Raw genomic sequence first — 15,184 nt, forward strand, 5'->3', positions numbered from 1 at the left:
GATGTCTTCCATAGCCATCCGATGCGAATTTTGTTTGCCTGTCTTCTGCCATTCTTAGCTGCTGATTGGTTCAAAAGAAAAGTGCTGGCACTATGCAGGTCGATACACCCAGCGAAAAATGGTTCGCAGCTCCCCATTGAGCCGACTGGCAAATACGCATTCATTGGCTGCATGATGCACTGATTTATAGCAGATGGCTCGTGCTTCTCTACCGTTCTCCAAAATCGAACTCCAGGCTTTGGGGGCCGGATCTAATCAAACTGGAGGGCGGCAACGCAGTTGATCACGCTCACGAGTGACGGTTTTGCCACATACCATGGACTATCCGGAGTGGATCGTATAGGTAGCATACCGGCAAACTCGGCGTTCGTGACTACGGGTCGCCCGTCTCCTTTGGAGCGACTCAGCGCAACCGAAGAAGGACACGAGTTCGGTCTGAATTCGACGTGTCTCACCCAGCACTACCAGCTGTCGATCTATCTTCCTGACAATGGTATGGAGCTGAAAGTCACAGGAACGATTTTAACTACGCGGTGACTACCGCTTTTGGTTAGTTCAAACTATCATCGACGTTTGCAGACGATGTTGATGTGAGTCAAAAAGAGGCAACAATAAGATGCAAGCCGGAGCGTGTTTGATGGACTGGTGCACACATTGGAAAATCAACCGCGCAAACTGTACGATCTGTCGTTCTTCCACAATCACCACGCGACCATGGTATAGAAAATGACGCTGCTGAAATCGACGTAAGCTGAATCACAATTGCCGCTGTTGTCTGCATGGTGCTTGTTGGTTGCGGCTCCGAAAACACCGGAGACGGCAACGAATCAAGGTCTTCAAGTCCGTTCGGTTCGAATGACCAAACACAACTCACTTGATGATAAAAAATGTCGCAAAGCAATAAGGTGCTCGCTGATGGGACGATTCTGCTGAATGACAAACAGGTCGTCATTGACGAACTTAAGATCAAGCTGCAGAACTCAAAGAAAAGAACGGTGTGGTTTGGTACTATCAGGAAAAGGGGCGGCGAACCGCCGCCACAGGCAATGTCCGTAATGGAGGCCGTCGTGGATGCAAAACCTGATTAAGCTGTCCTCCAAACTGACTTCTCGAACTAATCATCATTCCGTGCGGCAACTGAATCCGCGGAAGAACAAACGGTTGAACGTGAGCGGCAGATCATTGCCTGAACGAAGCAACGGTTTCACGCCACGTTACTCCGTGTAGCGTTCGTCGATGAAATAAGATGGCCTTCTTTAGCGATGACAAATTTATACTTCGCAGGCATTGCTGATGACTGGCGATCAAGATCTCATCGGATTTACGTTCGTTGCTAGCGGAAACCGGTTCCAGGCAGCCATTCGATGACAGCGTTTGCCACCGCAACGCCTGTTAATGGTCGGATTCGCGACCGTTTCGTTCTTGCATGGAACAAAGAGCTATATCTTTGGCAATAGATTGACATTAACTCTGCTGGCAAGGGCATACTACTGACTGGCGTTTGATCGACTCACTTATGCATTGCGACTCAAGCGGTCGAACTTCCTTCTGTAAATGCCCTGCTGATGGCCTTTACTGAATTTCAGCCTACATCAGGTGGACGCAGACGCCATTACGCTCAGTTAATTTCTCCGACAAGACATAGTTAAGCCAACGCCAAAAACAACTGGATAGCACCAACCACCTATTGATGCGCAATGAAGAACACGAGCGCTTCGGCAATGCTGAATGTTCGACAATGCGTCGATTATGGGACGTTGGATCAACCTTTCGAGATGCGGACGCGAATGGAATGCACTTTGTGACGAAATTGGCAACCGGTATCGTGTGGTCTACGTTGCGCTACGTTGTATATTGGAACCCGAAAGTCGCGACGAACAAAACGGTTGAACCCGAGTTGCCGGGATGACGGTTTTGGAAATGAAGCACCTGCGGCAACCGTTAGCGTAGTCGTTACTTGCTGGCGCATACTTGGTCGTTGTGGTCCTCCGGAGCGAACCTGCGATGTCGGCAACCCATTTGTAGCGCACCCAGATGGCAACCGTTTTACTGTCGACTTTTGTAGTTTCAGGTGCTACGTGACCCAGATACGACGGCTATGGATCGCATTCGCTGACGAAAGCCAAGAAAATGTAAGATGAACTTCTGAACGAGACAGCGGCCGATTAGTGGAAAAGACCAGATCTGCTGGAAAATCTGCGGCAGACTTTTCCGAATTGTTGTCACTGGCAGACAAGGATGCAAAGAGATTGATGGCACCACAAAGATTCATGCGCAAGGTCGGACCAGGGAGATCACGAATGAGCCGCGTCTGGCGGCGGAAATCATCTGACGGCGCAAACGTAGCAGGTATGGCCGTACGGCGAATACTGAAATAGCGGGACGCAAGTAACAACAAGATGCAGCCGAGTTGGCGTCGGCGGCTTTCACATGGTAAGTCAACTCGCGCGCCAACCGGCTGATCTGGCGTTAGCTGGCAAACCAAAACCACATGGCAACACCCGAGTACAGTCCTGACGATATCGAGATCATTGACGGGCTGAACGGCAGTCTGAAGACGGCCTGCGATGTTCGTCGGTCCGCTCGACGATCCTGCCGCGATCAACACGTTGCTCACTGAATCACTCTGCATCGCACTCGACAACGCAATAACCGGTTGTGCGACAGCGATCACAATCACAACGGCAGCCGACGATGCAGGTGCCGCTACCGTCCGCGACGACGGCCCCGGGTTCGATGTCGAAATCTTCCCACAACGGTATGACCACACCGAAATTCCTGCTCACGCAACTGCACGTCGCAAAGCAAAAACAACACTCGTCAATGAAACGCTGTGCGGTATTGGTATCTTCGCTGGCAAACGCTCTCAGCAAGTCACTGGTCGTCGAGACGGTTCAACATGGTTTGCCTTGGGCGACAAAGATTATTCATGCGGCAAGGCAACGGGGCCGATCCGGAAAATCGAACCCGCCGCAGAACAGTGGCAACAGATCACTTTCCAGCCCGATCCTGGACATCTTTGGTTCAAGTCATGGTCATCGGACTACTTTTCCGGACTGGTTCATAAAGCAGTTTGACCTTCGGTCGGCCACGGTTAATCTTTGCCACGGCACGACGTCGACCCAACTGTATCCGTATCCCGAAAACGCCAGCTAACAATACAATGCACCGGATTTGCCGTCCGGGTCGAATCTGAATTTGTCGCCGCTGGCGGCAACCTGGTGATTGTGGTCGTTCGCCGCTTCAACAAGGCCACCTGATGCCGAGTGAGTTCGAAACATTCACGTCCTGGAACGTAATCGAGCCAGCGGGCCCTTGACTCTTGAGGCCATTCGTTCAACTATGCCAATGGGGATTTTCGAATATCACCTTCTTTGTACAAAGGCAGCACTCAGTTTGCATGCGCTTCGCGAGCGTGTCACGTCTATGTGCTCAGTGGCTCGTGCAGCTACGAGATGAAAGGTCGGGTCTGGAAATTGGACGGCCCCTGCTACACTGAACTTCCGGCCGGACAATTTAACTTTCGTGTCGATTGCGATTCTTCTGTTGAACTCGTGAGCGTATGGGAGTTGCCCGTCGGCTTCCGGGTCCGCGATAGAAGCAACGAACCAAGCGATGGACCGAGTCGCTGAACGGCCTGTTTTTCCATGGGATGATCGCTCGCGGCGACCGCGGTCATCGCAATCGTCGTTCGGCGTCAGAGCAGGAATTGTGACATATGGGTTCGCAGGATGGGAAATCTTCGGAAGGCATGACACGAAAGTGTTGGTTCGGACGGCAGCTGAGACCATTCTGATGTTACGAGACGCCGAGCAACTCATGGGCGGAAGGCTTGGTGTGGAAGGTTTAGAACGAGCCATGCTCGTCTCGGCGATGCGATCCAAAGTGGCGATGGCCTCGGCGAGCTGACCCTCCACGCCTTAGCAGACTTCGTGCCGATGGCGTTCGTGGCGGGATAGCGTTGTCGGACTCCGGGGTGAGTTTGCCCGACCATCGCCGCAAGGATTCTCGCAACTGCATCCGCGAGTACCGACGCCTGACGAGGAACTGATATACCGCGAAGCAGACGCTGGCCCAGATGTGGTGGCAGAGTCGCCGACGATGTTCGCTACGCTCCAGCGCTGGAATGGTGCATTGGCGTTGGTCGAGAACGCCCTTGCCAGGGGGGCAAAAAGGGAGCGACCTTGAGTTTGCCCCCACGTTGCTAAATGGGCCGGATGATGTGCCCTCTGCTGGCAAAACGCCCGACCTTCCCGGAACGACCTTGGTGGCTGTCGCAGTGGATGCCCAAGCCCTGGTAAAAGCCCTGGTGGTACCAATCGGCTGTGCGCTCGCTGGAACAGCGGCTGAACACTTCGCAACAGTAAAGGCACGCCGGAACGGCAGTTTGAACCGAGTGGCGAAACAACCGAATTGACGTGGAACGTCGCTCACCGCCACCCGGTTAGCTTAGACGTTCTTCCGCTAACCACTCACGCGACCAATGGTGAGAAAATGACACTGCTGAAACCTGACGTGCTTGAATCACAATTGCCGCTGTTGTCTGCATTGTGCTTGTTGGTTGCGGCTCCGGAAAACACCACAGACAGACGGCAACGAATCAAGGTCTTCAAGTCCGCTGTTCGGTTCGAATGACCAAACACAACTCCGTTTGATGATAAAAATGTCGCAAAGGTCAAGGTGCTCGCTGATGGGACGATTTCCTGCTGAATGACAAACAGGTCGTCATTGACGAACTTAAGACCGCTTTCGCAGAACTCAAAGAAAAGAACGGCGTGGTTTGGTACTACCGTGAAAAAGGGGCGGGCGAACCGCCGCCACAGGCAATGTCCGTAATGGAGGCCGTCGTGGATGCAAAACTCCCGATTAAGCTATCCTCCAATCCTGACTTCTCGGATTCAGTCGGCCCAGGTGGCAACTGAATCCGCGGAAGAACAAACGGCTTAACTGTGAGCGGCGGATCACGTCGGAATTGAAGCAACGGTTTCTGGCCGCCGCCACGTTGACCGTAGCGTTATTTGGCAAACAGCATGACCCACGATCAGTTCTGGCAAATCATCGACACCGCGTGCTGTTCTGATCCACGATCCGCCGAAGACTGGGACCAACGACTCACCGATGTGCTAGCTCAACTGCCCGCGGAGGAGATCGCTCAGCGGAATCACCGAATTTGACTGTCTCGCGGCTCAAGCGTATCGCACCGATTTATGGGCGGCCGCGTATCTTATTAATGGCGCGTCCGACGATGGTTTCTACTATTTTCGGTGTTGGCTCATTGGAATGGGCAAGCAAATCTACCACGACGCTGTCGCGAATCCTGACAGTCTTGCGGATGTGGCATCGCCGGTGTGGTTCGCCGAAGTATTGATGCCGAGGCGGAAATTTATGCGGCGGCACATCGCGCGTGGATGCGCGTCACAGGACAACCAGACACGGCTGAATATCCCGCTCGAAACGAATCCGCCGAATTGGTTGGCGAGGACTGGAATTTCGCCGACAATACTGGAAATGCAAAAACACCTGCCCAGACCGCAGCGTTGTGCGAAGAACAGTGACCCGAGTGCTGGCACAAAGCCAAATAACCATGCGGTGAACGGGAGCCACCGATGCCGCGAGTCTTGAAATCATAGGTTCTTGGCGGCGGCCCCGTTACCACCGTCGTTCTGCGGCAAAATCCATGGTAACTGACAAAAAAATCTTCCCGAGTGTTGGTGATACTTTTGCCATCAAACTGCGCCCGGGATTGTGGGGCTGTTGTCGCGTAATCAAGATCCCCAACGGTCACGGATGTCTGGAGAAATTCGTAACCGCAGAACAATCCAATGCACACCGAGCTGCGGTGGTGCGTGTTTCACACTTTACAACATCACTCGCCGCAGCCGGGTGATTGCGGTCGTTCTGTCTGAAAGCCTGTAATGAATCGATTCATTGTGCCGTCGTTGTTGGCCGTAAGTTTCATTGGCTGCACCTCGGGTGATGATCCTGCCTCTAACGTCGCCTCAGCACCTGTGGTGCAACAGTCCAGCGTCGCTGCTCCAGTGTCCACTACGCCAACCGAGCAGGAACCTTCAGCAGAGAAGCAATCGCCCGATGTGATTCCTGACGGTTGGGTAGAGCTTCAAGAATCGAACAATCAATACGCAATTGTTGTCCCAAAGGATTGGGGTCCTATCTCGCCAGACGCACTGGCCGCCCAAGGCAAGGCGGTTTCCGGGCCAAAAATGAAGATTGATTATATCGCCGGATATCAAGTGTTGGCGGCGGATCTCTTTGTGCATCCATTCATCCTTGTTCGAAAGCTTCCTGCTCGACTCATGCCGAAAGACAAGATTAAGGCGGCACAGGACCTGTTTGAAGCCTCTGGCAGTGCCATGGCAAAAGAGGCTGCGAAGCAAAGCGGCATCAATATTTCCATGACTGTTGGCGTGCCGGTACTCGATGAGGCCACAGGAATCGTGTGGCTTAAAAGCGAACTTGATGGCCCGGAGGGTTTAAAAGTTGAAGGGCTTGCTGCACACTACTATGTCGGCGACAGCATTTTTCAGTTCAACGCTGGCACGATTTCAACTCGGAGCACTGAGGATTGGCCAATACTCAAACAGATTGTCAGTACAGTTAAGTTCAAGAACCAGTAGGGCTGAAGCATTTGGTTCGACAATCGCGACAAAAGCAGAACAAGGCCATGCAGCGGACTGGCGGTACCTCGCGTCTTGACATGGATACTCTTCTCCCGCTATCGGCTGATGGCAGTCGTTCTGTCGGTGACCATCCCGCATCCAACAAAGGCCAAGAACATGACACATCCACGCACTGGGAGTCGCAAGCTTATTAACCTGTCTTTGCTCGTGTGTGTTTGTCTAGTTGTGACTGTTGCCTTCCGGTTGAGTCGTCCAAACGCGACTGCGCGTGCAACCATCGAGTCGATTCTGCTCGCCGAATCATCACCGCAGCAGAAACTGAAAAAACTCGCTTCGTACGTCAAACTCGACGATAATGTTTCCACTGTGCATAAGCGTATCTCTCCGAATCCGAAGACGGAGTTGCAAATCGACCGTCCAACTGAGCATGCGTACGGACTCAAAGATTCTAATTTGGTGTTGGCTATCCGCCAAGACGGAACAGTTGCGGGCATTGGCACACACCGGTACGGAATTGATGATGGGACGATCTGGTTGGCCAAGCCAGAATGGTAGACAACGTATTACTCCATTACTGATCGCTGTTCTGGATCAGCCGCGACAGAACAAAGCCGTGAACCGGAGCACTCATTCACGCGGCAACTGGAATCAAAGTCTTCCGTTCGTGCCCGGTAACGGCAGACGTTATGCCCCCCAAGGGGAACGTCGTGGATGGCAAAAAGCTGTTCTCCATTATGCTCCCATCAGTTGCAGTCGTAGTGATAGTCGCCCTCGCAACTTCACATATAAGGCAACAGTGGGAGTGGTTTCGTATCCAGACTGAACAAATTCAAGCGTTTACGTCTCTCGAAAAATTTCCACCAAAGGGCGTAGATTCCCAGTCCTGGCGCAGTGCGATTAGCACTCCAATTAATGTTTGGATGAACGCAACGTATCACCCCGATCACTCGCGCATCTCCAACGCAGAAATGACCTCAATGCTCAACCGGGTCAGGGTAATAACCTCAAAGGCGACGACAGAGAACAGCATACAGAGCGTCGATGATATACTAACGATTCTAGCCGAACGCGATCACATGAAGGCGTTCGTAGTTGGCTTCCGGGAGGAGTTTCGCTCTCAGTTTCCTGGGCATTTTAGATCGGCAGAATAGTCAGATACCGCGCTACATAACCCTAGTGGATTAGAAACTCGCGTGGCCGAGTTCTAATTGTTTGTTCAAGGAGCCCGGAGGGATATTCGGGCTTTTCTTGCTGCGAGATTTGGTGGATGGAATATCAGGACGCCGATTTGCGTTGCCTGACGGCCGGCATTTTGCTGCTTTGGGACGATCTTTTCGGGATCAGTGCCGACGGGTAGCGGACTCAGTTTTGAATGCTTTCGAAATGAGTGATCGCGAGATCCAAAGAACGGCCACGGAGTTCCAACGGCGGCGGGCGGATGAGGGTGAAGCATTCGACCGCAGTGGATGATCGCAGACCGGACAGCTAAGGCCGTTGTCTGGCGTACGAGTCAGTACCGGCGGCGACCATTGTTCGAGCTCAAGATCCGATTCCACGTCCTCCATTGATTTCAGAATGGCCGCACGAATTCGATCAGGAGACGGAACCCACCGATTCGCCAGGCCGATGTTGTCCGCCCTGTGGTGAGGAATTGGAACGTGTGGAATACGTCCGTCGCACAAGCTGGCGACACATCTTTCGCAGCGGTGCGAGGCCAGCATGGTATCGATCGCGGGAGCCGGATGGATGCCAGAGTCTCTGAAAGCACAAGTCGATGTTCAGATCGCTTCGAAACAGAAACCGATCTCTTCGCCGCTGCGCACTTCGAGAATGCAGCCGCAATCGTTGCTCGAACAACAGTCACATCCGAATCAAAGCCAAAATCCGCCGGAACTGAACCACCATCAAGTCGCCAATCCCAGGGTGACAACCCGTCGCCCCATCGGTAAACTTCTCCGCAGCGGATCCATTATCGTGATGAATCCCGCAAGCCAACAACCGAGCCGCAATCACTCGCAAAGCGGCAAAGTTCAACGCGCGATCTATACGCCAGCATCCTGCCGTCGCAGAGATCGCAATTCGTTATCCCGCTCAAGTGACCGAAGTTTTATGACTACTCTACGAGCTACTGATGTCTTTACCCCGAGTGATTTCCCCGTACAGACCTACGTTGCTCGAGATGACGAAGCGATGGAACGTCGTCTTCGCGATGCGCTCGAGACACCTGGCGAAATCGTATCGGTTTCTGGGCCTTCAAAATCTGGGAAAACTGTTCTCGTTCAGAGGGTAGTTGGTGAAGCTGAATTGATCATCGTCACCGGTGCTGGTTTGGAAAGCGGTGCGATGCTCTGGGAGCGTGTATTGAATTGGATGGGGGTTCCTGACGAGTCCAGTGAGTCGTCATCAACCGAGTTTGGGGGAACTTTTTCTGCATCAGCTTCAGGGAAGACCGGAGTTCCAATTGTTGCAGAAGGTGAGATTGGTGGGTCGGCTGCAGTTTCTGGAAGTAAAGGAAACGAACGATCAACCAGGAAATCACGAGCAGGTCTGCAGCACGTAGCCAAAGAGATTGCAAACAGCGATTTCGTAATCTTAATCGATGATTTCCACTACATGCCCCGGGATGTGCAGTCGGCAGTTGCTCGCGAAATAAAAGAAGCTGCGAGACTTGGGATCAAGATCTGTACTGCGTCGGTTCCACATCGATCGGATGATGTCGTTCGTGGAAACCCGGAATTGAGAGGTCGAATTCGCGCGATAGACTCGGAGTACTGGGATACAAACCATCTTGTCGCAATTGCATCAATTGGCTTCCCGCTCCTTAATCTCCAGATCGATCCCGCTACAGTTGAGTTTTTCGCCAGAGAAGCTTCTGGGTCACCGCAACTAATGCAGGCACTATGCCTGCAAACCTGTTTCTCGCTCGATAAACGTGATTACCGGTCGGAATTGACAGAATTAGAGATAGACGACAACGCACGACGGGAAATACTAGAGGAGACTTCGTCAAGGACAGACTTTAGCTCATTGGTAGCAAAGTGCCATAAAGGGCCAAATACCAGGGGAACGGAACGAAAAGAATTTGACTTTAGCGACAACTCTAACGGTGATGTTTACCGTGCGGTCCTTCTTTCTTTGGCCGCTGATCCTCCATCTCTCTCGTTCAACCAAAAAGACTTGGCGAATCGAATGGCGAACACATGTCGCGATGAGATTCCGTCAAATTCCAGTATCTATCAGGCCTGCAGTCAAATATCCAAACTAGCAATAGACATGTATCCGGATCAACGCGTTGTCGAATGGGACCCGGATGAAACTGTTCTTGACATCGTGGATCCATACTTTCTGTTTTACCTGCGATGGTCGTCAAAGCTGAAATCGCTTGCTGACTAAATGCGGCAAAAGAGGACACAAAACGTATCAGAAACCGATCTCTTCGCCACTCCGAAGATGCCGCCCCATTCGTTGCTCGAACAAAATTCGTATCCGAATCAATCCCAGAATCCGCCGGAACCGAACCACCGTCAAATCGCCAATCCCAGGGTGACAACCCGTCGCCCCATCGGTAAACTTCTCCGCAGCGGATCCATTATCGTGATGAATCCCGCAAGCCAACAACCGAACCACAAGCACTCGTAAAGCGGCAAAGTTCAGCGCTCGATCCATACGCGTGCACCCTGCCGTCGCGGAGATCGCCATTCGTTACCCGTCGAACTAGATGCCTCTCGAGCACTGAACGGCCTTTTCGCTATGGGGATCAATCACGCAGCGAGTCGCCTGATACCAGCAGCGTTGTGGCTTGCAATCATCTGGACAGCCGAAACGTATCTTTCCCGCCCGCAGAATAATCGTCTTCGGCACGGAATTGCTAACCTCTCTTTGGCTGCTGTCAATGGCGTATTGCTTTTCTTCTCCATCGGTCTCTTGAGCGTTTCTGTCTGTGGCAAATTCCATCATAGCTGGTTCGGAATTGCCTCTCCGGTTGTCGCGTTCTTTGGGCTCGATCTTTTCGGATATCTTTGGCATCGAGCCAACCATAAGTTTTCCGTGCTTTGGCGATTCCATGAAGTTCATCATTCCGACGACGCAATGGATGTGACAACTTCAGGCCGCTTTCATTTTCTCGAACTCGGAGTTGGTGCAATCATCCGACTCCCGATTCTGTGCGTGCTCGGCGTAAACCCGAATCTGCTGCTTGTGTACGAGACTGCACTTGTCGGCGTCTCAATGCTGCATCACTCAAGAATTGATCTCGCGAAATACGATCCAATTTTACGCACAATCATCGTCACACCTGCGATGCATTCAGTGCATCATTCTCGTGATCCTGTTAATTTCGAACGCAACTTTTCATCTGTCCTGTCTATTTGGGACCGCACCTTCGGTACCTTTGGAACGTCTTCCGAGACCATATCACATGGATTGAAGGGATTCGATGATTCCAGCACGCATTGCATTCGTTCGATGCTCGCTGCCCCGTTCCGAGATCGAGACAATGTCGGGTAACAAAGCTATGCACGCGATTGCCCGTTTTTTCAATGAAACATCCTTCGCGGGCGACGTGTGCTGTTTCCCTTTAACACCGCAGCAATGCGATCTTTCAATGGCCGAAGCCGCGCGGTATCTTCTGCTCTCACGCCTCCCAGTGACGGCACATCAATTCGCATACCGAAAATTGTGATGGCAAATCAACGAGAAGCACCTGTGCTGTGCACTGACACTCTTTGCAGCTTTCGCTGGTTGCACATCCGCTCTGAAGGTCGCGGATTGACGGAGCCCAACAAGGTGTGTTCTTTGCACAGATCGCCACTTCAAACCGAGGAAAAGCCAGCATGGTACGGCACCGTCAGCTACGTTGAGCCTTTTGACTTTGAAGACTACAACAGATTTCCATACGCGAACGACATGCCGGTTGCACTGCGCGATCGTGAATACGAATTCGTTGAATCCGCAAAGATCTCATATTGTCCTGAGTGTCGCCGAATTAAAGACGCGGAGCGATTGCAGAACAGCAAGCCTCTGCCCAGCCAACTGAGTGATGATTAGCCAAATCGCTCAAGACGGGTATCCATCGCATGCAGCAGAGTTGCGGTGGTTCAGTTTTTGACATTAGAAAATCTTTTCCCGCAACCTGCTGATGCGGGTCGTTCGCTGCACGACTTATGCGTTCAATATCCGCCAGCTGGGATGTTCTGATGCAACACTTGCCCCATGGTGTTGCGCTGCCTGCCGGGGCATCGACTGAAGCGATTTGTCTTGCTGAAGAACAGCTCGGGATTACGCTGCCGGCCGCTCTGCAGGAATTCTACTTAACCCATAACGGCACCGGCACGGCATTTTTCTACCCCGTGAATTCAACTCGACATTCGCATCGCATTTACGCGATCGAGGCTGCAATCAGCGCATACGGCATTTGGGCTACATTGAGGAATGGGTTGGAAGACGAACGCAGACGATTGGGGACGCCTTCAATCCCCGAAGCGTCATGGTGGAAGAATGACTGGCTACCCATGACCGCCAACCGTGGCCCTGATGGAATTTTCGTCGACTTATCGAGCGATCTCTATGGGCAGGTTTGTCAGGTTACCAATTGTTGTACCGCAGGTATCAACGTGGAGATTCTCGCTAACGACTGTCGGGCATGGTTGGATCAGTTGGCCTGTCGGTTGTTGTCAGGGCAATGCAAGTTTGGCTCTCCGTGCCCAACCCTCTCGTCCGGCCCGCTGTGGCAATGACGTGATGTCATCCTCTATTCATAAACCTCCGTGGACCGAAACAAGTGTCAGATAACCACAGCGTTCGAGCACTTTCCCGTCGAGCCCGCAGGTGAGGCGATACAAGAAACGGAGGCCGCCGATCTTGGTTTTCAAAGTCCCCGGTGCAGTGCGTTGTTCATGCCGCATCCAGAGCCTGTCGTCTTTGCGCTGTTCTTCGGTGAGCGTCGATGGAACGCTGTCGTTTAAAAATTTGCTGGGCATCCGCACGGCCCACAACATAGGCTTGCCGAGTTCGATCAGGCCTTCCGGCCACCAGCAGATCCGACACCATTCTTTCGCTCCAGTTGGAAGAGTTCGTCGCGTGTCCTTTCGAGCAGGAAATCGAAGTTGCCAAAAGAACCGTGCTACTCACACTTCACACGATGACGCCACATATTTCTACCGCTACAATCAAGCCCGCCGCGTGAACTTAGGCGTTACGTCCAAAGGCGTGTTGAAGGGGATGCAATGAGCGGAAAACGTCAAAGACTCAAGATCGACGCGAAGCGGGAAGCCAAACGCAAAGCGGAGCGCTCACTGTTTCCCGAAGGTGCCGTCATCGCCGATCCCTCGAAGCAAGTCCCAAACAATTCCTGTGGTGCACCTGTCCTCTTCTACGTTGACAAGCCATTTACTTGCATCGACTGCGGCAAGAGCGAGATCTGGTCGGCACAGCAGCAGCAATGGTATTACGAGGTTGCCAGGGGATCTTTGTACGCGACCGCAGTTCGGTGCCGGGAATGTCGAAAGGTTCACGCTGGAATACATAGTGGGCACGGCGATCCGAACCCAATCAAGCATGAAGGCACGCTGATGAAGCGGGTACAGACAGGCATTGCAGCAGTTATTGCAGAGACCGGCTTCAAGTTTGTCAGTAAATCGCACCCGCCAACGAAAGGGACCATAACCCTCGATTATGAACGCGACGACCTCTTACTCACTTGTTGGTACCACCGTAACAGTGCTACGCTGATCGCAGAAACTATGGACCGCTGTGCGCAATGCTCAGAGATGGTGCGGGTAGCATTCAATGCGCCACAGTCCGGATTGCAGGTGGTTGATAGGATCGAAGAGTTTTCCGCCGCGGTGACACGTCATTTATTGGCTCTTTCCCGGTCTGATTTCGAACAATGATCAAGTCGCGGACGTAACAGGAAGCTGCATCTGAGTTGCCGAACGGTCATGCATACATTCGAAGATCAACCGTGGCAACTGGCTGACCATCGGCGTGATCGCATCACATCAGAGGACCCAATTCCATGTCGCGATTGTCCATACTCATCCTTGCAGGACTGTGGTGGTCAGCTTCTTCATTGGCGGATGAATCTTCCCAGCCGATCGCCCCAGTTGAATTCATGAGTGCTTACCGCCCCGCCCTCAAGGTACTTGAAGATCGATTTTCCAATTTTACGTGTCGAGCGGAACATAAACGCCCAACGTACGATGCCATTGTTGAATACGCAGTTGACGGGGCTCATTTTTTGTCTGCCCAGCAGTACAGCACCGATAGTAATGCGCGCGCCCAGCAGGGTATCCGCAGGTCCACGTGAGATCAGAATCGCCCGATGGAACATATGAGTTGTCCAAAGAGAACGAGGCCGCTGCATTCTTTATCAGTGGCATCGGCCCATCGAATGACGAGGTACTGAAGCGGTATCATCGTCGGTATAACAAACCCGTTTCACTGGCGGCGACGCACGTTTTTGACGTGTCAATGAATACTCTGATTAACAGTAAGAACGCAAAGCTTCTCCGTGCGTTCACCGCTACTCGCCAGAACAGGGACACAGTCACTGCCGAATTTGAACTCGACCACACAATCTTTCGCTTTCATCGCGCGCTGATTACCTTTGAGCCCTCTCACACATATCAGGTGGTTGCCTATAAGCTGTTCTATTCAGCCGATCCGTCGGACGAAAAACAAAATGTGGCAGTCTACTCCGGTGACGTTGAGTACGAGGAATATCCCATGGGCGGATTTGACGTACCATCGAAGGTCGAGATTCGAGTTGATGAGGGTCAGAGACGTACAGTGATTGAGTTTGCAACTGTGGACAACTTTCAGTTCAACGGTGTGAAAGAAGATCGATTTCAGCCGTCTGCTTTTGGCATCGCCAACGCTACACTCGCATATTCGTTTGAGGCCGGTGAGTTTGAGCTTAGTCCTTCTCGCATAAGCGTCACTGTCGCGGCAGGGCAGGAGATGGACGCACAGATTCCAGTTCCAAAGCAATCAACGGCCTACCGCATAATTGGAGTGGAGAACGCTGTTGTCTGCAGTCGAATCGGATGCGGCCAGTTCGTCAATTTGCCAATGGCAGTTCCTGCGTCAACTTCATCAAATATCACCTATCGTTTCAAAGCACAAAGTCCTGGAACTGAAACAACCAGGATGATCCTAATCACAAACAGCGGCGGGGCACGCCGGATACCGATAGAGATACAGGTCACCGTTACAGAGCCAGGTGCGGACTATCCGTTGAAAAACCGGGACAGGCACGCAGGACAACTCGAAACCATCGGGTTTTGAGCTCTCCTGTTCGAGCTAGTCCCGTTTTCAACAGGCTGCTAGGCTAGCATAAGAGGGTAGCCGCGTCCTCACCTGAGGATTCGTTAAAGATGTGTCCTCGTTTGACTGCTGCGACGGTTTGCGGTGAGTCGTCAAGCGACAGTTGAGGACAAGTCGTCGTGGGATCGGACGAACGTTTTCAGAGTGCGGTGTGTTGGGTGGAGTTATCAACGCATTTCCGGATTGAAGTTGAGGAGTTTCCTGTACTCGGCTCAGAGTTG

The 15,184-nt window shown here is 52.4% G+C and carries 12 protein-coding genes; 11 read left to right on the top strand and 1 reads right to left on the bottom strand.

Going from position 1 to position 15,184, the window contains the following annotated elements; genetic code table 11:
• Positions 1–887: 887 nt before the first annotated feature.
• The 8 genes from R3C20_02745 (at position 888) to R3C20_02780 (ending at position 12,373) form a co-directional block, all read left to right on the top strand.
• Positions 888–1,088, top strand: a complete 201-nt coding sequence (locus R3C20_02745; GenBank protein ID MEZ6039396.1) for a hypothetical protein — start codon at positions 888–890, stop codon at positions 1,086–1,088.
• A gap of 1,479 nt (positions 1,089–2,567) precedes the next feature.
• Entirely contained in the window at positions 2,568–3,077 is a 510-nt protein-coding gene (locus R3C20_02750) for a hypothetical protein (protein MEZ6039397.1), read from the top strand.
• Between the two features lie 2,838 nt (positions 3,078–5,915).
• On the top strand, positions 5,916–6,635 hold the full coding sequence (locus R3C20_02755) for a hypothetical protein (GenBank protein ID MEZ6039398.1): 720 nt from the start codon (positions 5,916–5,918) through the stop codon (positions 6,633–6,635).
• A gap of 108 nt (positions 6,636–6,743) precedes the next feature.
• Positions 6,744–7,193 (top strand): hypothetical protein, encoded by a 450-nt coding sequence (locus R3C20_02760; protein MEZ6039399.1) that lies wholly within the window; start codon positions 6,744–6,746, stop codon positions 7,191–7,193.
• 1,554 nt (positions 7,194–8,747) lie between these two features.
• A complete protein-coding gene (locus R3C20_02765; GenBank protein ID MEZ6039400.1) occupies positions 8,748–10,031 on the top strand; it encodes a hypothetical protein in 1,284 nt (427 codons plus the stop codon).
• A 357-nt stretch (positions 10,032–10,388) separates the two neighbouring features.
• Positions 10,389–11,144 carry a sterol desaturase family protein gene (locus R3C20_02770; protein MEZ6039401.1) on the top strand — a complete coding sequence of 252 codons (756 nt, stop codon included), beginning with the start codon at positions 10,389–10,391 and terminating at the stop codon, positions 11,142–11,144.
• Between the two features lie 174 nt (positions 11,145–11,318).
• Positions 11,319–11,684, top strand: a complete 366-nt coding sequence (locus tag R3C20_02775; protein ID MEZ6039402.1) for a hypothetical protein — start codon at positions 11,319–11,321, stop codon at positions 11,682–11,684.
• A gap of 149 nt (positions 11,685–11,833) precedes the next feature.
• Complete coding sequence (locus R3C20_02780) at positions 11,834–12,373, top strand: SMI1/KNR4 family protein (GenBank protein ID MEZ6039403.1); 540 nt, start codon at positions 11,834–11,836, stop codon at positions 12,371–12,373.
• Between the two features lie 18 nt (positions 12,374–12,391).
• On the opposite strand, the gene R3C20_02785 is transcribed toward R3C20_02780, so the two are convergent.
• Positions 12,392–12,616: a hypothetical protein gene (locus tag R3C20_02785; protein MEZ6039404.1), complete on the bottom strand. Its 225-nt coding sequence runs from the start codon at positions 12,614–12,616 to the stop codon at positions 12,392–12,394.
• A gap of 246 nt (positions 12,617–12,862) precedes the next feature.
• Between R3C20_02785 and R3C20_02790 the strand changes: the two genes are divergently transcribed.
• The 3 genes from R3C20_02790 to R3C20_02800 all read left to right on the top strand — a co-directional run bounded on the left by R3C20_02790 (position 12,863) and on the right by R3C20_02800 (position 14,924).
• The gene (locus tag R3C20_02790; GenBank protein ID MEZ6039405.1) at positions 12,863–13,528 is read left to right on the top strand and encodes a zinc-ribbon domain-containing protein; all 666 of its coding nucleotides are present in this window, start codon (positions 12,863–12,865) and stop codon (positions 13,526–13,528) included.
• Positions 13,529–13,653: 125 nt separating this feature from the next.
• Complete coding sequence (locus tag R3C20_02795; protein MEZ6039406.1) at positions 13,654–13,944, top strand: hypothetical protein; 291 nt, start codon at positions 13,654–13,656, stop codon at positions 13,942–13,944.
• Positions 13,941–14,924, top strand: a complete 984-nt coding sequence (locus R3C20_02800; protein MEZ6039407.1) for a hypothetical protein — start codon at positions 13,941–13,943, stop codon at positions 14,922–14,924. Before R3C20_02795 ends, R3C20_02800 begins: the two co-directional genes overlap by 4 nt.
• The last annotated feature ends 260 nt before the right edge of the window (positions 14,925–15,184 follow it).

Source organism: Planctomycetaceae bacterium, assembly GCA_041398825.1.
GTDB lineage: Bacteria > Planctomycetota > Planctomycetia > Planctomycetales > Planctomycetaceae > F1-80-MAGs062.

Excerpts from the sequence above, each read along its gene's own strand:
- R3C20_02745 (MEZ6039396.1), top strand. The coding sequence starts at position 888 with ATGTCGCAAAGCAATAAGGTGCTCGCTGATGGGACGATTCTGCTGAAT.
- R3C20_02750 (MEZ6039397.1), top strand. The coding sequence starts at position 2,568 with ATGTTCGTCGGTCCGCTCGACGATCCTGCCGCGATCAACACGTTGCTC.
- R3C20_02755 (MEZ6039398.1), top strand. The coding sequence starts at position 5,916 with ATGAATCGATTCATTGTGCCGTCGTTGTTGGCCGTAAGTTTCATTGGC.
- R3C20_02760 (MEZ6039399.1), top strand. The coding sequence starts at position 6,744 with ATGGCAGTCGTTCTGTCGGTGACCATCCCGCATCCAACAAAGGCCAAG.
- R3C20_02765 (MEZ6039400.1), top strand. The coding sequence starts at position 8,748 with ATGACTACTCTACGAGCTACTGATGTCTTTACCCCGAGTGATTTCCCC.
- R3C20_02770 (MEZ6039401.1), top strand. The coding sequence starts at position 10,389 with ATGGGGATCAATCACGCAGCGAGTCGCCTGATACCAGCAGCGTTGTGG.
- R3C20_02775 (MEZ6039402.1), top strand. The coding sequence starts at position 11,319 with ATGGCAAATCAACGAGAAGCACCTGTGCTGTGCACTGACACTCTTTGC.
- R3C20_02780 (MEZ6039403.1), top strand. The coding sequence starts at position 11,834 with ATGCAACACTTGCCCCATGGTGTTGCGCTGCCTGCCGGGGCATCGACT.
- R3C20_02785 (MEZ6039404.1), bottom strand. The coding sequence starts at position 12,616 with ATGCCCAGCAAATTTTTAAACGACAGCGTTCCATCGACGCTCACCGAA.
- R3C20_02790 (MEZ6039405.1), top strand. The coding sequence starts at position 12,863 with ATGAGCGGAAAACGTCAAAGACTCAAGATCGACGCGAAGCGGGAAGCC.
- R3C20_02795 (MEZ6039406.1), top strand. The coding sequence starts at position 13,654 with ATGTCGCGATTGTCCATACTCATCCTTGCAGGACTGTGGTGGTCAGCT.